This is a genomic window from Streptomyces sp. CB02980 (genome assembly GCF_014451325.2).
Lineage (GTDB): Bacteria > Actinomycetota > Actinomycetes > Streptomycetales > Streptomycetaceae > Streptomyces.
On sequence record NZ_JACSCH020000002.1, the window covers coordinates 661,120 to 681,094 of the forward strand.

The 19,975-nt window shown below is 62.2% G+C and carries 12 protein-coding genes; 9 read left to right on the forward strand and 3 right to left on the reverse strand.

The genetic code is table 11. From position 1 onward, the window contains the following. Positions 1-169: 169 nt before the first annotated feature. From E0F75_RS06395 to E0F75_RS06435, 9 genes are all read left to right on the forward strand, one after another. Positions 170-1,735, forward strand: a complete 1,566-nt coding sequence (locus tag E0F75_RS06395; RefSeq protein ID WP_187621479.1) for a hypothetical protein — start codon at positions 170-172, stop codon at positions 1,733-1,735. 56 nt (positions 1,736-1,791) lie between these two features. Then, positions 1,792-2,898: a hypothetical protein gene (locus E0F75_RS06400; RefSeq protein ID WP_187621480.1), complete on the forward strand. Its 1,107-nt coding sequence runs from the start codon at positions 1,792-1,794 to the stop codon at positions 2,896-2,898. A gap of 64 nt (positions 2,899-2,962) precedes the next feature. Next, positions 2,963-3,304 carry a tyrosine-type recombinase/integrase gene (locus tag E0F75_RS06405; protein ID WP_229312534.1) on the forward strand — a complete coding sequence of 114 codons (342 nt, stop codon included), beginning with the start codon at positions 2,963-2,965 and terminating at the stop codon, positions 3,302-3,304. 578 nt (positions 3,305-3,882) lie between these two features. Then, a complete protein-coding gene (locus E0F75_RS06410) occupies positions 3,883-4,998 on the forward strand; it encodes an ABC-three component system protein (RefSeq protein ID WP_229312535.1) in 1,116 nt (371 codons plus the stop codon). Beyond that, on the forward strand, positions 4,995-5,456 hold the full coding sequence (locus E0F75_RS06415; RefSeq protein ID WP_187621482.1) for an ABC-three component system middle component 2: 462 nt from the start codon (positions 4,995-4,997) through the stop codon (positions 5,454-5,456). Before E0F75_RS06410 ends, E0F75_RS06415 begins: the two co-directional genes overlap by 4 nt. Beyond that, entirely contained in the window at positions 5,449-7,320 is a 1,872-nt protein-coding gene (locus E0F75_RS06420; RefSeq protein ID WP_187621483.1) for a hypothetical protein, read from the forward strand. Before E0F75_RS06415 ends, E0F75_RS06420 begins: the two co-directional genes overlap by 8 nt. Before the next feature lie 723 nt (positions 7,321-8,043). Continuing rightward, positions 8,044-9,387 carry a hypothetical protein gene (locus E0F75_RS06425; protein ID WP_187621484.1) on the forward strand — a complete coding sequence of 448 codons (1,344 nt, stop codon included), beginning with the start codon at positions 8,044-8,046 and terminating at the stop codon, positions 9,385-9,387. 135 nt (positions 9,388-9,522) lie between these two features. After that, a complete protein-coding gene (locus E0F75_RS06430; protein ID WP_187621485.1) occupies positions 9,523-9,855 on the forward strand; it encodes a hypothetical protein in 333 nt (110 codons plus the stop codon). An 811-nt stretch (positions 9,856-10,666) separates the two neighbouring features. Then, on the forward strand, positions 10,667-12,724 hold the full coding sequence (locus E0F75_RS06435; protein ID WP_229312536.1) for a serine/threonine-protein kinase: 2,058 nt from the start codon (positions 10,667-10,669) through the stop codon (positions 12,722-12,724). Between the two features lie 21 nt (positions 12,725-12,745). On the opposite strand, the gene E0F75_RS06440 is transcribed toward E0F75_RS06435, so the two are convergent. From E0F75_RS06440 to E0F75_RS06450, 3 genes are all read right to left on the reverse strand, one after another. Next, positions 12,746-14,215, reverse strand: coding sequence for an ATP-dependent endonuclease (locus E0F75_RS06440; protein WP_187621487.1), 1,470 nt, complete (start codon positions 14,213-14,215; stop codon positions 12,746-12,748). Between the two features lie 116 nt (positions 14,216-14,331). Further along, positions 14,332-15,051 (reverse strand): hypothetical protein, encoded by a 720-nt coding sequence (locus tag E0F75_RS06445; RefSeq protein ID WP_187621488.1) that lies wholly within the window; start codon positions 15,049-15,051, stop codon positions 14,332-14,334. After that, positions 15,048-19,529: an NACHT domain-containing NTPase gene (locus tag E0F75_RS06450; RefSeq protein WP_187621489.1), complete on the reverse strand. Its 4,482-nt coding sequence runs from the start codon at positions 19,527-19,529 to the stop codon at positions 15,048-15,050. The genes E0F75_RS06445 and E0F75_RS06450 overlap by 4 nt, the downstream gene beginning before the upstream one ends. Positions 19,530-19,975 lie beyond the last annotated feature (446 nt).

Below are 19,975 nucleotides of genomic sequence, written 5' to 3' on the forward strand. Positions count from 1 at the left end.
TCCATACCACTATGAATTGAGACACAATAGCGGGAGAAAGTCAAGAGGTGAAAATTCAGCCGCAGGAGTGAATCCTCTGCGACGACTGGGTTAAACCTAATTTGAAAGAAGGACTAGAGGGGTACTGATACCGGCCATCACGCCGTCACAAGAGTTGGGTTATTTTCAAATGGATGACATTGGCGGGCTTTTTGATGGTGGCGCCGTAGCGCTTCTTGCCAATATGCGCGCTTGGCGACTGCGCGCGGTCGAGCGGGTGGAGCTTTCAAGCGCCTTTTGGTCAGAAAGGCATCGAGAAATTCACGTTAGGTCGTTTGAGGAGATTATGGGGGAACAGACAAATGGGGCGGTTGAACTTCGGGGGTACCTATCTAGCCCGCAAGGGCGCCAAAAGAAGGACATTGAACTACTGCTCCCGATTACGGAGCTGCCCAAGGTTCCGGTTTTTGATCTCCATATCACGGTTGACGGACACCACGTCTACCGTCTCTCGAAGGATGAAAGTGCGAGAATTGTAGCAAAATACGTTATTCGCTTGGCCCGAGATGCAGGTCGAATGCTCCCCGAGGATGAGCCAAAGCACCTTCTCGACTTTCTCACCTTCCTCTTCTACCATCCGGACTATCCTTATGAACAAATCCTGAGAAGCGGAAATAATCCGAATACAGAAGACGCGAACTTCAATACAGAAGACGCGACCTTCCGGTATCTTTCAGATGCGAAAATTCCCGTGAAATACTACACATGGACGGCCTGTGTTAGAGAAATTAAGAAGGCGGCTAGGCATTACGTTGTTCACGACTACGCGAGCGGTGCGGAGAATCCTCTCATTGCATTGCCGTATTTTTTGCAAGAGATGGAAAACCGACATGGCCAGGAAGTACCAAACATCCTAGATATTACGCGACTCATGAGGTATGTGAGCGAGGCGGTATCCGGCGCGTACGAAGCCGTGAGTAATGCACTAGCTGAACGGAGTGAAGCTCCTGCCGCCGAAGACAAGTTCCTAAGTGCATACTTCGCTTATGGGCACCGTTGGATGACCTTCGCTAAATGTACTGTCCCAGTCAACAGGCCATTCATTGTGACGGTGGAGGAAAAACGAGCCATCTACTTCGAGCCAGAAAGGCGGCTCAATCGAAAGCCCTCCTTGCGGAGTCAACGCCGTAAGGATGCTTGGCAGATGGTTTCATTTGCCGATGCCGAAACCAATCATGTCAGTATCCGAGTCAACGATACTGCCGTCCGTATGGGCCGTCCGGAGGTTCTAACCGAAGACAATAAGCCGTTCATCGGAAATGTTGACGAGGAGGAAAGCACCTTTGAGGTGTTTTTGCTTCAAGACTCAACTAGGGGCCGTCCTGAACGTGTGTATATTAAGTGTCCACTACGCCTGACACGGCTTCATTCTGGGATGCTCTGGCTCACAATGTTTCTTACCGCGCTCGGCATTTTCTTGTTGCTCAATCGTGGGCTATCGCCTGTAGATATGGCTCCGCCTCACAACCCCGCAAAGGAGTCAACATCTCTGATTGATGATGGACTCACAGCGAAGAACGCGACCCTCATCCTAGTCCCTGTCGCGTTCGCCGCATCTTTCCTGTTGATTAGGGATTCCTCAACGCTCAGCGCATGGCTCCGTCGGATCCGTCAATTCATTCTCTTGATCGAACTGTTCACCCTACTGGCTATCGCATTTACGCTCCTCTGGATTCATCACTTCAGGATTGAGTGAATTGGTAATCTGTCCTACATCTTTCCTCGCCCTGGCTTCGTATAATCCGTCCTCATATGGCAGAACGAGGACGACAATCATTTGACCAGGAAGCAGTCGCCAAGGCGTTAAGGACAAAGGCCCAAGAGGCCACCGATCCCGCTTACGGCGAGGGCCAGCACTTCCAAGTCAGCTCAGATAAGGCATTCTTGAGTCTCGACACCTTCCCCGAAGCCGGCGTCTCCCGCATCACCACTAAGGGTGCGAGGATCGAGCTGTTTGGCGGGACACTCCCTGCAGTCGAAGACGAGGGCATCGTCTTTCTGCAGAAGGACCGGGAGCACGAGCACTCAACGGTTGCACTGCATCCTGATGGCGCATTGACGCTGGGGTACCAGGTCGACACTGGAGCAGTCTCCGTCGCAGGCTTGCCTGACGACGTCCAGGACACCGCGCAGATCATCACCAATCACGAAGCCGTCCAGACGCCTACTAATGAACTCGTTGAGCCAGAGCCGGAGACAGCACCTGTCGTCGTTGCGGGTCCCAAGCCTCCTGAGAAGGCCGGCCCGGAGCGGATGCCTGGGGCCTTCCCGGATGAACGACCGGTGATCCAACACGTTGTGACAACAGAGCCGGATCCCACGACCAACGGGCAGGCGCAAGACGCTGAGTCTCAGAGCTTGCAGGACGAGCATCCGCTACAACGAGCTGCCCGTATCAGGCAACAGGACCAGGCCCACAAGGAGTCCGCCGGTCGTCAGCGAGGTGGGAAAGCAGGAACGGGCCTGAGTCTTCGTTCTGTGCGACTCACGCTTGGCCGACTGCGCTCGGCCTTGAACCTTGCGGTTCGTCGTGGTTGGGTCGCCCGGAATGTTGCAGAGCATGTTCGTGTCTCACGCGAAGCGGTGAGAAAAGCGGCTCAGGCGGATGCGAAGCGTCGGCCCTGGGACGAGGCGGGGTTCAAGGCGTTCATCGAGGCGATCAAGGGTGACCGTCTGTTTGGCGTGATGCTCCTGACCCTTATTGCCGAGCGTCCCGCCGAGGTGCGTGGCACCCGCTGGGAGGAGGACGCTGACCTTACCGGGTCGGGCACGATCGCGGTGGGGAACACCCGCACTATCGTCTACGACCGCAGCCTGCCGAAAGGGTCACGAAACAAGGTCGTAGAGAAGGATCCCTAGACCCGAAACGGTAGGAGGGTTCTGCCCCTGCCTAAGCCGCTGCAAGCGGCGCTCGTGACCCTTCATGCCTGCCAGGCCGAGGAGAGGCTCGCCGCGGGGGGAAGCGTACGAAGCCAGCGGCTACGTGGTCGTGGACCATCTTGGCCGCCCCTTCAAGACGGACAAGCTACGTCGCGAGGCTCATCGGCTGATGGCTGAGGCCGGCGTGCGTAAGGTGCGCCTGTACGACGCCCGCCACGCGTGCCTCTCGTGGATGGCCAACAACGGGGTCCCTGACACCGTCGTCTCCGCGTGGGCGGGTCACAGCGACCTGTCCTTCACCAAGCGGGTCTACGTTCACCCCGACCCGCAGAGCCTCAAGGCCGGCTCTGACAAGCTGGGCGAGCTGCTGGCCGGAGCAGCATGATCGACAGGATCTGTGACGAGATGTGACACGACTGGCCCAGAAAACGATCAAGAGCCCTGCCTCACCGAAGTGAGACAGGGCTCTGACCTACGACTATGAGTAGAACTCTAGTCGGGACGACAGGATTTGAACCTGCGACCCCTTGACCCCCAGGAGTGAGGGTCAAGGGTATTTTCTGGATATAGCAGACTTAATCCGGGTGCAGGTGGTGTATGTGAGCGTTCGTCGTGCGCTATCGCGCCCACCGTGTGGTCCCCAACTGGTCCCCATGAGACCGATGCCGTTCTGACGTTTCGCCTCGAGCGCGTACGACGTGAGCGTGCCACCAGAAGGCGGATCCGTATGCGCGTGCGCGCCGACCCCGTCGGGGCTCACTGCTTCTGCGACACGTCGATCACGCAGTTCACGATCAACGCCCCCTGCTGCCGTTCGGTCGGCGGCCGACTCCAGACTGGCCGGGTAAGCACATGCACCGCGTGCATGGCCGAATCTGGCTGGAGAGCGTGCGGCCACTCTTCTTTGAACAGGCGCCCAGTGGTATTCCTTGCCTCGCCGTTCCGTGTTGATCACTACGGGACGTGGCCGACCGGGGGGAAAGCGTGCTGGACGATGGCGACGCCGCGGCGAATCGTGACAAGCCTGTCAAGCTCAGGCTGTCAGGAGCCGGGCTGCACTTCCCGACCCTGCCGAGCCCCAAGAAGCAGGTCTTCGACTACGGCCCAAACGAGTTCGAAGAGTTCGTCGAGGAATGGGTACCAGCCCTCAACACCCGCTACGTGCGCGTGGAACGGCACGGCGGTACCGGGGATCACGGAGTGGACGTCGCCGCATACCTCACACCGCAGGCCATGGAAGGGGAGTGGCACAACTACCAGTGCAAGCACTACGGCGACGCTCTCACCTGGTCGAAGGCCGCACCGGAGATCAGGAAGCTCTTCGCCTCAGTCGTACAGAAGCGATACACACTGCCGAGCCGGTACATCTTCGCCGCGCCAATCATCGGCCGCAGCCTGGTGAAGCAGTTCGCCAGACCCTCTGACACGCGGGCGAAGTTCCTCGCCGAACTCTCCTCCACCAAGGACCCCGTCATCACCTCGCTCAGCTCTGCCGAGCGCGAGAGCGTTGTCAGTCTGGCGCAGAGCACCGACTTCTCCATGTTCGAACCGGTCAACATGGACGAGATGCTCGACCTCCACAAGACCACCCGGCACTGGGCCGACCGGTTCACCCAGCCGCTGCCCCCTCGCCCGCAGATCATGAACCCTCCGGCCGAGCACACTCCCCTCGAGGCGCGGTACATCCAGAAACTCCTCGACGCTTACCGCGAGGAATGGGGCGAAGAAACCGACACGCTGGAGCGTGTCGCCGAGAACGAGGACGCCCGCGATCACCTCAACCGTCAGCGTGAAGCCTTCTACAGCGCCGAGTCCCTGCGCGTCTTCGCCCGCGACGCCACTCCCGAGGGCCACTTCGAAGCCGTTCTCGACGACATCCACGCCATCGTCGTCGAGGTAGCCCGCGGCCGGCACCCCAGCGCCCTTGAGCGACTCCAAGCCGTTCTCGTCACAGCCGGCCACGTGGCGCTCACCGAGACGATCCTCGCCAAGCAAGTGAGACCTCTCGACCGTAAAGGGGTATGTCACCACCTGGCGAACGACGATCGGCTCACCTGGCGCCAAGGAGGTAAGGCATGAACCCGCTCAACAGCCCGCTGGAGGTCGGTGTGCGTGCCCTGGCTCTGCTGGCCGAGAGTCACCCCGAACCCATGGACCTCGCCCAGCTGGTCGTGCTCGACTACGCCCTTCTGCACAGCGCGGAATTCGACGGCCCGCCAAGCCTGCACCCCGACCTACCCGCGCGAACCGGGGAGCTGGGCATGAAGCGTCGGGTCCTCGAGCAGGGCCTGCTCGTACTTATCCGTGCCGGGCTGGCTGGGATCGAAGCACACCAGCAGGGCCTGATGTACCGGGCCACTGAGCGGGGACCGGCATTCATCGACATCCTCGAAACACCCTATGTCGACCGCCTGCGCGACCGCGCCGAGTGGGTCGTGCACGAGTACGCGCCCCACATCGAAGTGGACGCCTTCACTCGCGACCTCATCAACCGCCCCGCCGACACACCTCTGCCGCCCGAGGTCCACCGTGACTGATCTGAGACTGCTCCACCTCACCTATGCCGGATCAGCAAGGCCCCCCGCGCAAGTCGTCTTCGACGACGACATGACTGTCATCTATGGAGCCTCCGACACTGGCAAGTCGTTCATCGTCGATTCCATCGCTTACATGCTCGGCAATAGCAACCTGACTCTCATCCCCGAAGCCGAGGGCTACAGTCAGATCCTCCTCGGCCTACGCATGCCGGACGGCAGCCCCCTCACTCTCGTGCGCCGGCCCGACAGCAACGCCGTACAGGCGCATTTCGCCGACCTCAGAGACCTGGTGACACGTCCCGCGGACCGTCAGCTGACAGCCACCCACACCGCACGCAGCACCCGCAGCCTGTCCATGTTCCTGCTGGGCGAGCTCGGCCTGGGCGACGTATGCATCCGCAAGAACGAAGCGGGCGGAACGCGCGACCTGATGCTTGCCGACCTCGCGCACCTGTCGGTTGTCACGGAAACCCGCATGGTCGACCCGCTCTCGCCGGTCCTGACCTCTCACGCCAACTCGACCAAGACTCCCGCCACCTCGGTGATGAAGTTTCTCCTCACCGGCCAAGACGACCCTGTCATCGACACCGGCCCGAACCAGGGCCAGCGCCGGGTCCACAAAGGACAGATCACCCTTCTGGACCAGATCGTCCTCGAACTCACGGGCAAGCTCACCACCCAGGAGAACGAGACGCAGCTGCGCGAGCGGTTGACCCGAATCCAGACCACCATCGACGCGCAGTCCCAGTCCCTGAGGTTCATCGCCGACCGGCACATGAACGCCGTCACCAGCCGCATGCATACATCCCAGGAACTGGCGGCACTGGACAACCGCCTGGCTGAGGTCACTGACCTCCTCACCCGATTCAGGCTCCTCGAGCAGCAGTACCGCTCCGACCTGGAGCGGTTGGAGACGGTCAGTGAAGTCGGCAGCCTCCTAGGGTTCTTCCGCTTGGGAACCTGCGTCTTCTGCGGTGCCGAAACCGAGCACCAACACCCCGGCCACAGCGCCGAGGAGACCACCCAGCTCCAACAGGCCGTCCAGGCGGAGACAGGCAAGACCACCAACCTGCTCACCGACCTTCTGCCTACCATCACCGAGCTGGACACGCAGCTGGCCACCCTGCGCAGACGCCACGAATCCCTCCGGGCTCAGGCTGCCGACCTCGACGCACAGATCGACACAGCCGAGAGCCAGCTCGCACCCCTGCGAGCACACATGGACGAGCTTCTTGCTGCCCGATCCACAGTGGAGCGGGAACTGGAGCTGCACTCCCGCATCAGCGAACTCGAACACCGACGCTCCACCCTCGACGGCGAGGGCGCAGTCGCGACAAGCCGACCGGCCGACCACATCCCCACGCGCGTCGTGAACGCCTTCGACAGTTTTCTCAGAGACACCCTCGACACCTGGAAGGTGCCCGCTGTCGACTTCGCCGAGTACGACCAGTACACCGCCGACATCCGCGCCGGAAGCCGGCCCCGCGCCGGACGAGGCAAGGGTGTGCGCTCCGTGCTGCACTCGGCGTTCACCACCGCGCTCGCCCGCTACTGCCACGAACACGACCTCCCACACCCCGGCTTCGTCGTACTCGACTCCCCGGTCGTCACCTACCGAGAGCCCGTAGGTGAGGACGTCGACATCACCGGACACGTCGTCGACCACTTCTACCGCGACATGGCCACATTCCCAGGCCAGGCCGTCATCATCGAGAACGGTGACCCCCCGGATGACGTCCTGCCCCACGTCACCGCCTATCGCTTCACTGGCTCGGCCGAGGGCCGCCGCGGGTTCTTCCCCATCAGCGCCGCACGCCCGCCGAAAGCAGCCGACAACACAGGCTCCCAGGAACCCAAGACCTAAGACTCCTCTGCCCGGCACTGGCAGAGCCCGATAGCTGCCGTGCTGCGCTCCAACGACTGGCCGTCCCAGCGGCGTCCTTCCTGACCAGCAACAGCGCAACCGTGTACCGCCAGCAGACGAAGAGCCGCTGGCGACCTCCTGTCCCAGGGCCCCTGGCCCTCGGACAAGGGAACCGCGCTGCTCACAAGACGTCCGACAGGAGTGGTCGAGGCGTGCCGTCGCAGGCCGACGTCGAACTTCTCCGCCGCCTGGAGGCGTGTGCCATTCGTACCAGCCCCGGCTGCAGCCTTGTCAATCGCCATTGTGGCTGCAGGGACCCCCACCGTCACCAGGCCGATGCTCGCTGTCCGCACCTGCTCACCGACGGCACGGAACCTGGAAGTTCGCCGTGGATGTCCCCACCCCAGACCGTCGCCGGACGTGCGCCGGAACGGATTCGCCAGTCAGGACTCGGCCGAAGTGCACTGCGCCGGTTCCTTGGAGGGTGAGGCCAGGGAATCGACGCGGACCGCGCCAACAGTCGCCGCCCATGTGCTGAGCCAACCTCGGATGCCCGTTATCCCGACTACGTACGCAACGACCTCGTCCCCACGTTCGGCACCCTCAAGCCACCGCCGCGGGCACGCCCCTGCTTGGCGCGCCGAGAAGTGGACCAGGTGTGACGATGGAGGTGCGACCCACTCGCCCTGTCAGCGAGTTGAGATGCTCGGGGTGCCTCCATCGTTGATAGCACTTGGAGATTTGATGGACGACCCATGCCTGATCGTGGTGGGCGCAGGCCCCAAAGGAATAGCTCTGGGGGCGAAAGTATCTGCGCTTAGAACCTGCGGGCTTCACGTTCCCCGCGTGAGGATATTTGATCACAGCGGTGTGGCGGCAAATTGGACAGGGACGGAAGGGGAATACACCAACGGGCGCCAGAGGCTCGCCAGCTCACCCCTAAAGGATGTCGGGTTCCCCTACGCGTCAAAATGGGGAGATGCGCAGAAGAATGCTCAAGTCGACGAGGAGATGCTTAGGTTCAGCTGGCCGGCCTACTTGATCGCCCGCCGCACGATGAAATTCGAGAAGAAGAATTACTATGCGACGTGGGTAGATCGAGGAGAAATAGTTCCGCTCCTGTCCGAGTGGGCTGGCTACCTCGAATGGGTGGCTATGCAGTCGGGTTGCACGCCAGATGAGCGACGCGTGAAGGCCGCATCGAAAGTGGGGAACCGGTGGGAGGTGGTCGTTGTAGACAAATTCGGCATAGAAGAGACAGTGCCTGGAGATGGATTGGTTGTCACGGGCCCTGGCGGGCCTAAGACGCTAAAGGGTTACGACCCAGAGAACCACCCACCCATCGCTACAGACGCCAGGAATTTTTGGAAGTACCTTGAGGACGTAGTCGATGGCAGGAGTCTCAGATTTGGAGTGATCGGAGCGGGCGGAGCCGCGGCATCCGTCGCCATGGCTTTGCTCCAAGTATCTGAATCCCGCATATCTGCAGACCCCAAACAGAACCCGTTCATGGTAGATATCCTGACTCCGGATGGCGTTGTATATTCGCGTGGAGAGAGCTATGACGAGAATAGGCACTACTCCGATCCGCAGGAGTGGATAAAATTCAGCAGCGACGGAAGGAGGAAGTTTAACGAGCACACCAGCGCTGGAGTCTTCTCTCTCGAGGCTAAGCAGGAGATTGGCTTGGCGGAAAATCTCTATACAAAATGTTTCGATGTCGCAGACATAAAGGTTTGGGGATCCTTTGGCGGAGTGAGCGTCTACTCAACGGGCGAGGATGATCCACTCCACTATGATCGGGTTATAAATGCAACTGGCTTCGACGGATTGTGGTGGATTGACGACCTGCTTGAGGATGATCTGCGGGGGATGGCGCCCTTTAATGCTGCGAGGGTGCCAGGGAAGCGGAACGGCGGACTTGCCATAGGGGATAGTTTGGAGCTCAGAAACTTCGATCCTCCGCTTCACCTTCCCATGCTGGCCGAGGGGCAGGGGCCTGGCTTCCCAAGCCTAATGTGTCTCGGATTGATGTCGGATCGCATCCTTAGGAGATATGTACGTTGACAAAATACTCCAAGCAGGCGTACAATTCCTGCTTCATTGGCCGCCTGAAATAGGGGTGCCGCTATGGCCTCGACTGCAGCCTGGACTCTTTCCCCGTTCGTTCGACGCACCGTCTACTGGCCGATATCTCTAGCCGTGGATGTATCCTCCGAGGCTGCGGCGCTCAAGATGTCACTTACGGAGCTCGTGGAGAGCTCGGTATTGGCAGCGAAGTTTCCTGATGTGGAGTGCGAGCTGAACATCTCATCCCCTCTCTCCGGTGATGAGTTGACAGAATGCTCAATCCACTGGTCCGAGGAAGCGGACGCACAGGTCGATGACCTGCTGCGCCAGCTCGGCGCTGATACCAAATTCAGCTCGGATTTGATAATTGCGGCTTGCGTTGCTTTGATGCGGCCGGCTGTGCGGTGGTGGGGTGACAGGCCGCTCGATGTGACTCAACATGCTAAGGCTGGCATGACGCCATAGAAAGCGGCGGTCGGACGGCGGCGTGGGCAGGCCGACCCGACAGCCGCCCGCTCGGACCGCGTCTGGTGCTAGACCGCCTCCACCGGCTGTCTGAGGAAGCTGGCGTCCCCCGGGGCACGGTCCACGACCTGCGGCACTTCGCCGCCACGATCACCATCTCCGCCGGCGTCCCGCTGACCGTGGTGTCCAAGGCGCTGCGGCATTCCACTGCCGACCACCGCGAACTTCTACAGCCACCTCACCCAGCAAGCCGCGCACCAAGCCGTCGGCACCATCGACCACGTACTCAGCGGAGCCGAGCAGACGGTCGGTCGTACGGGCCGGCCGGCGTGGCTGCGACCACCGCGCGACTACATCCACCGGCTCCGCGAACCCTCCACAAGCTCCGTTCCCCCGCACCACCCGACGCCAGTGCCGCGGCGAACCAGCCCCGGCTCGGGCGTGCGACCACACTGCGACCACCATGGCCCGGAACGCACGAAAGGCCGCCCTCTCATGGATGAGAGAACGGCCTCCGACCCTGCGTTTCCGCATGGTCGGGGCAACAGGATTTGAACCTGCGCCCCCTTGACCTCCAGCGTGACGGCCCGTCGTGCACCATCGCGCATGCCGTGTGGTCCCCAACTAGTCCCCAACTCACGTACGGGCTCGACCTCATCCCCCTCCGCGATCCTTCCGAGCGACAAAAGCAGCGAACTGCCCCGCTCATGCATGCAGTCTGCCGATACCATCCCGTTCCTGGGCTGGGACTCCATTCATGGGTGTGTGTCAGCCTCATGGCGCTTCATCGCAGAAGAGGAACGAACACCCTGTGAGCATCGCTCGCGTAGACGGGCGGGTGCAGCCTGCCCGCTCCGGTGACCCGAAGCGGGTCGGTCCCTACCGGATCATCGGCCGTCTCGGCTCGGGCGGCATGGGCACCGTCCACGCCGGTCTCGATCCAGCCGGCCTCCGTGTCGCTGTGAAGGTGATCCACCCCGCACAGGCCGAGGACCATGAATTCCGGGCCCGCTTCCGCCGAGAGGTCCAGCTCTCCTCTCGCGTGCACGGACCGTGCCTCATCCCTCTCCTCGCAGCAGACCCGGATGCCGAGACCCCCTGGCTGGCAACCGCCTACGCGCCCGGGCTCACCCTCGACCAGCATCTCGCCGCCCACGGAGCGCTCACCGGCGCCACCCTGTACGCCTTCGCCACCGGCACCGCCCAGGCCCTCGCTGCAATCCACTCCACCGGCGTCGTCCACCGGGATGTGAAGCCGCAAAACGTCATCCTCACCCCGGCCGGTCCTCGAGTCCTGGACTTCGGTATCGCACACGCCGCCGACGGCACCTCCGTGACCCGGACCGGTGTCATGACCGGTACCCCCGGTTGGATCAGCCCCGAGCACTACCGCACGGGTACCGCCGGCCCCGAGGGCGACATGTTCGCCTGGGGCACGCTCGTTGCCTACGCCGCCACGGGGCGCCCGCCCTTCGGGACCGGAGCTCCCGACGTGGTCGCCTATCGCGTCATGTCCGAGGAACCCGATCTCGACGGCCTCCCCGACGAACTGCGCGAGCCCCTGACGAAGGCGCTCGCGAAGAACCCCGCCGAGCGAATCAGCGCCGACGCGGCAGCGGAGGAATGTGCGCGGCTCCTCGCCGGTCAGGCGACCCAGGTCCTCGGCGCAGCCGCCGAACCTGAGCCGACGCAGATCAGTGACCGCCTCACCACCGCGTGGAACCTCCCCAGCGTGGAGGACCCCGCCTGGAGCCTGCCCACGCCCCCAAGGCGCAAGCGCGCACTCATCACCGCCGCCGCCGTCACCGCAATCGCCGTCACCGCCGTCTCGGGTGGCATCGTCGCCTTGTACAACAGTGACGACCGTACGGATGTGACCCTTACGTCCGACCGCACCACCCCTTCGACACCCTCCACCGAGATATCCGCTCCGATCGGCGCTTCTGGAACCACGGCTTCTGGCACGCCTGCCGAAACCACGTTCGCGCCTGCGGTCGATCCGCGGACCATCAGGATCCCCAAGGATCCACTCGCCGGGGTGGCCAATCCCGCCTACACGAGAGCCGGCGACGAGACCCAACCACACCCGGACGAGTGGAGAGCGAGCACCACTGCCAGCAGCCCCGAAGAGCGGGACGCCGAGAAGACGATCCGGGACCGGATGACGTCCATGCTGGCTACGAAGGACATGGACTTCATGAAGCCGACCATTACGTTCAACCAGCGGGCACAGACCATGATAGTGACCGGTGGCCCCGTCCCGCAGTTGCCCGAGAACTACCAAGAGGTGTTTCGCAGGGCCGGTGAGATGGCGGCCTGCTCCGCCCTCGCGCATCGTCTCAAGAATGATCCGGCCACCTGGTCCTACGGCCGCTTCGCCATCTACTGGAAGACATCCGATCTCGATGCAACGGCCCTCGGCTACGGGGAGGCCACTGACGGCTGCATCTCAGAGATAGCCGGCGAGTGGCACGGAGACGAGTCCGGCATGGCCACGGCCGAGATCCCCAGCAGCGACATGCCGGAGATCCGCGTCGCCGACGCCACGGTCAAGGCCATCGTCGCCACCTGGAACACCAACACCACCGAGACGAAAGACGACCCCATCACCCTCAACGACGGCATCAGCCTCGGCTTCGACCCCGTCGAACACGCAGCCTACGTCTGGACCGACGACCCCAACAGCCGATTCACCAGCCACGCCTCCCAGTCCAACCTCAGAGGCACGGTCGAAGAGGCCGTCTGCCGCAAGCTCACGCTCGAGTTCCACAGCAACAAGAGCTGGGAGTACACACGCTGGTCTGTCGCCGTCTACGACGCCTACACGGACTCTCGTCAGTTCATCGGCTCAGGTACCTGCACTCTGTGATCCTCTCGATGGCTGCGCCGACTACCGTCTATCGCCGACCTCCTTGCGGACGAAGCTAACGACTGCATCAAAATCACCCTGGCGATGCGCAGACGCGTATGTCCGGCACGCAACACTCACCACTGCAATCTCATCCAGCATGAGGCGCGACGCCACAGTCTTGGCGTAGTCATGGTGATCGGCTACGCCTGCAAGGACTTCGTCCAGGTCGATCGAGTACGGCACGTCGGCGAAATGGCTCTTGACTGCGGGGTGAGCAAATACTTCCTTCTCTGGAGGGTCGGTACCAGGTAGCGTCCGAACGCCGTCTGTGCCGTCGTGGGGCATGTCTCCATCGCTGAGTCCAACAGCGCGCACCTTCGCTTCGCGCAACAGCTTGACCGCCTTTGGAATCTCCTGGCCTCCTCCGATGGTGAGGAATGAACAGCCAGCGAGAAGGTCTGGGTCAGCGGTTCGGAAGATCTCGGTGGCGAGATGACGCGCGAACGCATCCTCCACGCAAACCGTGATACCGCCGGGGGTGCGACCTTCCCGCTGGAGGTGCGAGTCGATCTGATACGTGCTGAGCCCGTGCGTGGCTGTCACATCTCCTGTTGGCGTGCGTCGAAGGTAGGCGACTGAATCTCGGCCTAGCTGTCCGAGGATCGCGGAGCTGTGTGTAGTGATGATGATCTGGTGCCCACGCCTCAAGGCCACCTCGACGAAGTACTTGGCGAGGCGGACTTGAGCGTCGCCGTGCAAGGAGGTCTCGGGCTCCTCAAGGATGATGAGGCTCTTGGGCGGCGCCGTCTCCATAGTGTTCACCATGTAGAGCACTCGCCCTTCCCCGGTCCCCATGTGGTTCTCGGAGTAGCGTCGGCCGCCGCGCCCCGCCATCGCGAGCGTTGCCGTCTTCTGAGTGTTCAGCACTTCGGTGAAGCCCAGGTGCTCGTAGGGAACACTCAAGATCCGCCCGACGTGGCTGGCAGCCGTCGGGTCGAGCGGATTCGCCTTTCCCAGCTCCAGACTGGACCCGCCGTAGATGGACAGGTCTCGCTTCTCAACCTTCGGAATGAACTGGGTGAAGCCACGGTAATAGGTGGCCCGCTCGGGCTGCCGCTTGTAACCGGACCACTCCTTCACGGCCCTCGTCACAGTGACCTGTTGTACGCCCGACCCGCTGTCAGCAGCGTAGAGGTACTGCACCTGGGCACCAGTAGTGAAAGGTTCGGGATCTGCGACAGAAACAGGGAAGAAGTAGGCGACGTAGTAGCGGTTCCAAGGGTGGCTGGCCGGCTGACGAAACGCAGCTGCCGCGAGCTGCGCAACCGTGCTCTTCCCGGTGCCGTTCAGCCCCGAGATGGCCGTTACAGGGGACTTGAACTCCAGCGTCAGGTCCGCCACGCCGCGAAAGCCCTGGACTCTCATCCCCAACAGCATGGGACCGAACGTCGGGTAGCACGCCTTCTCAAACTTCGTGCCCAACCTTCGGACCTTGTCATCATGACTCATCAACACATCATCCCAAGCATGGCGAAGTTCTTTACTCACGAGGCCCAGGACAAGGCCGTCGCGCTGTCGAGGCATCCCTCCATTCGCCCAGTCAGACGCTGGCCCCGATCACGATGTCAGTGCGGAGCAAGGTCGAGTACGGCGAGGCAGAGTGGCCCCTCGTGGCCGGTGAAGGGGTTGTATACGACAGTGTCCGGTGACGCAGCTCCAAGAGCATGCGTAGCTGCTGCCGCATGCGCCTGCGGAAGGACGCCCGCTTGGCGCAGCACGACAGCGAACAGATATGTCCGCTGCAACAATTGCGCTGCCGGGTGCGCGTCGGAAATCGGGTCCCAGGAGGCTGCCATAATGGGGCTGTCCTCAGAAATACTCATGGGCGCACCAAGAGCGTCCTTGAAGGCATCAACGGCGTCCGTATCCACTCGCAGTCGCCGCAGCAACGGCTTGGCAAAAATGGGAAGATGGAGGTCCGACATACCCATACGGATTCGTGAGTGAGCGCGCACTGCAAGGGTCGGCAGATCTTTCGCTTCGGCTGCACCAAATGCGATAGCCAAGGTTTCACCCCAGACGCGGGGCTGGCGCGTTTCAGGGTCTTCCCCGAACCACGATTCAAGGTCTCGGTATGCGGCAACGGACAGGGCGTCAGTTGGAAAGAGTTGGGTGTAGACGGCTAGATGGCCGCTCGCATCGATGAATCGTGGCCGGGCATCGATGGACTCCCCAACGAGAATACGTTTGAGTACCTCGTCGGATACATTCCAGCTGCTTCGATCGAGGATGGAGTCGAGGACTGGATCCTGCCCGTGATGCGTCGCTCGGCCGAGCTTCGTCACGAGCGCGCGGAGGACTTCTTCATCCCCCTGTTCTCCTCCTTGGCCCACAAGAGGAAGCGCCCATCTCCGCGCAGTGTGACGTCATTGCCAGCCTCTCGACGGAGCATCTCAGCGATGTCGGGATGTCGGGATGCGACGGTTGCGAGCGCTGACATGACATGGAGCCGCTGCTCACTGGCCGTTCGGGAACTGTCGGACCTCCCGTTCAGCCGCTCGAAGACCCCGTTACCGAAGTGAGCGCGCAAGTCTTCCCATTTTTCGGCGACGAGGTCGACAAGGATCTGGTCCACGTCACCGTTGTACAAGGTGCCGAGTTTGACTCCGGGCACACCTGACCTACCGATAGTTTCACTGATGCCGTCAATCAGTGTTAGGTCGCCTAGCAGGAGCATTCCGATCCACGCTAGCTGCCGACGCTCTTCGAGTTCAGGGCCGTAGGCACATAGGGCGCTCTTGACCTGATCGCGCGCCCATTCCATTTCGGGCGTAGACGCATCAGAATTGGAAAGGTCATTACGGGACTGCTGGTAACGCTTGACCGATTGAATTAGTCCGATGAAGACACTCCGGCGAATTTCGGTATCCGGTTCATCCTTCCATTCGCCCACAACGTCGATGAGGTCGGCTGCAGTGAGCGAGCTGCTCGAAAGTTCGAACGCGAGGACTTCACGGAGCTCCGGCTCGATATGCTTGAGCAAATTGAGAGTCTTGTCGACGATTCGAAGCGAGGCTTCTTCGGACCTGCCGCAGTATGCCCTGAGGATAGCGGCGGGAATGGAGTCCGGAATGCCAGCCGTAATGGGTCTCGTGTCGCGGATGAGATCCTCGGCAAACCTTTGGACAGCTGGCTGTTCGGGCCAGGCATTGATGACGACTGGGACGTGCCACATCAGCGGATGGGGCTTCACCGCCGCGCACAGTGCAGCCAGTTCGGCGGGATCGTAGCTGGCCAGCGTCTCTCGCGCGGCTTCAGCTGAAAGATCAGGCTCGCGGACGGCGTTCTCAAGCTGTCGCCAGGCTTCGGCTACGGCCTGAGCAACGACAACGCGCCGCTCTGACCAAGGATCTTCGTCAGTCTGCCGCAGCAGGGACACTAGGACGGCAAAGCCTTTCTGATGACCAAGCACGTCGACGGCGACGCCAGCAAATGGCGCGGCTTGGGCGAAGTCTCCGTGAAGCCGGCTGGCGAGGACCGCTTGGACGTGCTGATCGTCCGCGTATCGCTCGACCAACGTCCTGGCTGCGGCGTACGGGCGGGAGGCGTCAAGACCACGCAGCAACACCGTCCGGGCGTCAGCGGCTGACAGGGCGGTAGCGAGACCGGCCACCCCTTGAGCCATCGACTGCCGCAGCTCGGTTTCCACATAGGAGCTTAGAGCCTGAGCAAATGCGGCATCGGCACTCCAACTATCTGGGATCAGACCGACGTTGTACAAGATCAGGCCATGATTATCCGGGGTTTCGAGCTCTGTGATCACCCAGTCCTTGAATCGACGGTCGTAGGCGAAGGTATTACAGGCCAGCATCCACGCAAGGCTACGGTCCCCGCCATTTCGCCCGTTCGTTGTCAAGGTCTCCAGCGCGAAATCAGCTACTTCTGAATCACCCGTAGCAGCGATAGTAACGAGATCCACTACGGGCCAGGGACCGGAGAAGTGGTCCTCCCGGCGAAGCAAGGACAGCAGCCAGTCACGTTCCTCCGGTCGGAAGAGTGCGGTGTCACGTGAGGTGCTGCCCTGTTGCAACAGGTGTAGACCAACGAGCCTTAGCGACCTCGATGGCTGACGCCGCGCCCAGTCGATCCGCTGTGTGGTTTGGGGTGCGTCAGGCCAGCCGTTGCCAAGAGCGAGGATGGCAGCGGCCTGGATCGCCGAGGAAGGTCCGGTCTCGGCGAAGGCCAACAGTCGGCCCAACACGCGAGGCCGGCCACCGAATCGATGTGCGATGGCCATTGCAGCGTTGACCTTCACGTTGTCTTCTGGGTGTCGAATGCCCCACAGCAGGTACTCGAGTGCCACCTCGTCGGCGATGTCGAGATCACGCAGCGCCCACATGGTCGGCGAAGGGTCCGGGCGGGGCGCTGTGAGCCAACGCTTCATGATCGGCAGCAGTTGGGTGCGAGCTGCCTGGCCGACAAGCATGCCAGTGAGCTCAGTGATGAGGTTCGCTCGATGTCGCAGCGACGGATGAGTCTCCACGCGCTCCACAAGACTGCTGATGTAGTCGCTCCGCGCTCTCGGTGTGAGCCTGATACCTGCCGCGAGGGCCTCGGCGAGCAGCTCGTATCCGTCGACGTCCGCCCATCGTCGGCCATCCGTGTCGAGGGCCGCGGAAAGCAGCGACATGGTTGTCTGAGAGCTGAGCTGTGCAGTCAGCAGCGCCAGGAGCACATCCCGCCACGCCGGATCGTGCACGAGCCGCTGAATAGCCGCGATCTGCTCTTCCACAGGCAGCATCGCAAGGTACTGGCCGGCAAGGTGGTCGAGCACTACTCGGTGCAGGAAGCCGTAGAAACCAGCACCGTGCGACACGATGAGCCCGAACTCGTTCTCCGCCATGGCGAGAACTTCGTCCGCGATCCGGCGGGCGTCAGCCCGCTGATAGCCGAGAACGTCGTCGTCAGTCATCGACTCGATGATGAGCTCTCGCATCTCCCACTGCGTGACGGCGCCGGTGGGGTCCTTGACACGAAGGCGGTAGGCCACGGCGGCGAAAAGTGTCGTCGCCACGGAGGCGGCCAGGACAGCGCGTCGCGCATGGGATGCGCGCTTCCGCATCTGAGGGTGCTTTGCCACGAGCAGTTCGACAAGCCGAGCGTAGATCTCGAACCGCTGACGCGGCAGGGCCTCACCCTGCCACGTCGCAGCCAGCAGCGTAAGGAACAGTGGCGACCTAGAAAGCTCGGACAGTTCCGGGGCGGCCTCCACTTGATCAAGGAACGATTCGACACCGGCGCTCCACGTCGACGGGAATGCAGTTGCGGCTTCCCTCTGTGCGACGGATCGAAGGGTCCCGGCTGCGATTGTCCGGCGCTGCCGGTCCGTCAGCGGGGAGATCTCAGCCTGCGTCCAGTGAAGCTGCCAGTTGAGCCGGTCAACAGCGTAGGAGCGAGTAGAGAGGATCGCCGACGCCTCGGTATGTCCAAGAAAAGCCTCCAGGACGCCCAGGGCGCGTTCGGCTGCGTCGACATCGGTCCACTCGTCGACGCCGTCGATGAGCAGGAGCAAGCGGTCATCCCGCAGTGCGCGTTGGACCAGAGGCCAGAGCTGGGGGGCGCTCTGCGAGGCTAGCCAGGCTTCGACCGCCGAGATGAACGAGTTCTCCGTCGATTCTTCGAGGTGGCGACACAGGTACCCGAACGGCAGCCAAATCGGGAGGTCGCCCGCGTGCTCCCGCTGCAGGGTGATCGACTGCGGTTGGGGCGAGAGCAGATCCGTTGCCATGAAGCGTAGAAGACTGGACTTTCCCACTCCCGGACGGCCAACAAGCAACCGGTACGTACCGCTGGCCAGCCACTCGTCGGCCGCAATGGTCCCAGCGTTGGTCGGCGCTGCGGGGCTACTGCGCTTGAGAAGGTTGCGTGCTGACCTGAAAGACTGTCGGCGAGTGCCCAAACGCGAGGCGATGTAGGCGTGACTGTCGGCCGACTCTCGCTCAGGTCGCCGCTCGTCAGTGCCCGACTCGGACTGTTCAATATCGCTGAGGTCGGCCCGCTGGTGGTTGGGATCGACATCCAGGATGACGAACTCGCCATCGGACCCCGCCGTCTCAGCCGGGTGAGCCCCGCCTTGAGCGGAGAAGACAGCGCGGTAGAGATGCCGAAGTCCCGAGCGCAGTTCTCTGCTGTCCTGGCGAGGCAGGTTGTCGGCAAGGGCATGGGCTGCGCCTGGTCCGCAGAAGCGCTCGACCCAAGGTCGACCGAAGAAGTCGTCGACAATACGAGGGTGCCCTTTGAGTAGCCTCGAGACTTCCTGCACACCCCACGGAGCAAAGGTGATCTTCAGCTTTGCCAGCCGTTCGGTTTGCTGACGGATCGCAGCGTCCAGCTTGGCGTCCTGCAGGTCGAACGATGTGGCGAAGTAGAACGTCGCTGTCTTGTCCGCCCACTCCCCATCGAGCAGATCGTCGACAGCCTGCTTGATCTTGGCTGCGGTCAGCACCTTGATCCGCCGAGATTGCAGGGTGACGTAGTCCCGCCCGCCTGATTCGCCACGCGATAGGTCGAGCGGCAGCCGAGCGTAGGCGTCGATACCGGCTTGAGACTGGCCAGGAACTCCGAAGAGCTTGGCGAACTGGACCGGACGGACTGTATGTAGCAGCCTGAGGAAGAGGCGCTCGACGTCCGGCCACTCCAGTCCGCCGATAGGCAGCACCTGAGCCCTAGTGTTGATCGGCGGCGCCGGCAGCGAACCCATGGGAGCGGACCAGAGAAGCGCTGATGTACCGTCGCCCCCACCAGCGTTGTCCGCAAACGCCATTGGCTTCCTCCTCCGCTGCTCTCCACGACTGCGGCTGCCAGACTACGGCCCGATTACTCCGTAGCGAGGTGGATGAGCTAATGGTCGCGGCATCCGGCAGCCGAATCCGTGGCGAGCAAGTCGCCGGCGGGGCGGGGCTGGCCCTGGCATCCTTCCTGATCACCCTGTTCGGCAACGGCCGCACAAGGAATCGGCGGACACCTCGGCACTTGGCAATCACGAGCAGATCCCGAACCGCTAGTAGGCGTTCGCCTCCGCCCGCACAGGAGCCGCGTTCGCCTCCTTCGCCCTGCTCATCTTCCTCACCCTGCGCCGGGTGCACAACGAATGGGCCCGTGCTTACAGCCCGCGGCGGCGCCCGGCCCATCGGCGGATCGCCCGTCAGCGAGCCTCCGCAGCAGCCAGTCCTGGAAGGGACCGAGCACACTCAGTGCGAGGAACGTGAA

Coding starts and splice junctions, on each gene's coding strand:
- E0F75_RS06395 (WP_187621479.1), top strand. CDS start 170: ATGGATGACATTGGCGGGCTTTTTGATGGTGGCGCCGTAGCGCTTCTT.
- E0F75_RS06400 (WP_187621480.1), top strand. CDS start 1,792: ATGGCAGAACGAGGACGACAATCATTTGACCAGGAAGCAGTCGCCAAG.
- E0F75_RS06405 (WP_229312534.1), top strand. CDS start 2,963: ATGCCTGCCAGGCCGAGGAGAGGCTCGCCGCGGGGGGAAGCGTACGAA.
- E0F75_RS06415 (WP_187621482.1), top strand. CDS start 4,995: ATGAACCCGCTCAACAGCCCGCTGGAGGTCGGTGTGCGTGCCCTGGCT.
- E0F75_RS06440 (WP_187621487.1), bottom strand. CDS start 14,215: ATGAGTCATGATGACAAGGTCCGAAGGTTGGGCACGAAGTTTGAGAAG.
- E0F75_RS06450 (WP_187621489.1), bottom strand. CDS start 19,529: ATGGCGTTTGCGGACAACGCTGGTGGGGGCGACGGTACATCAGCGCTT.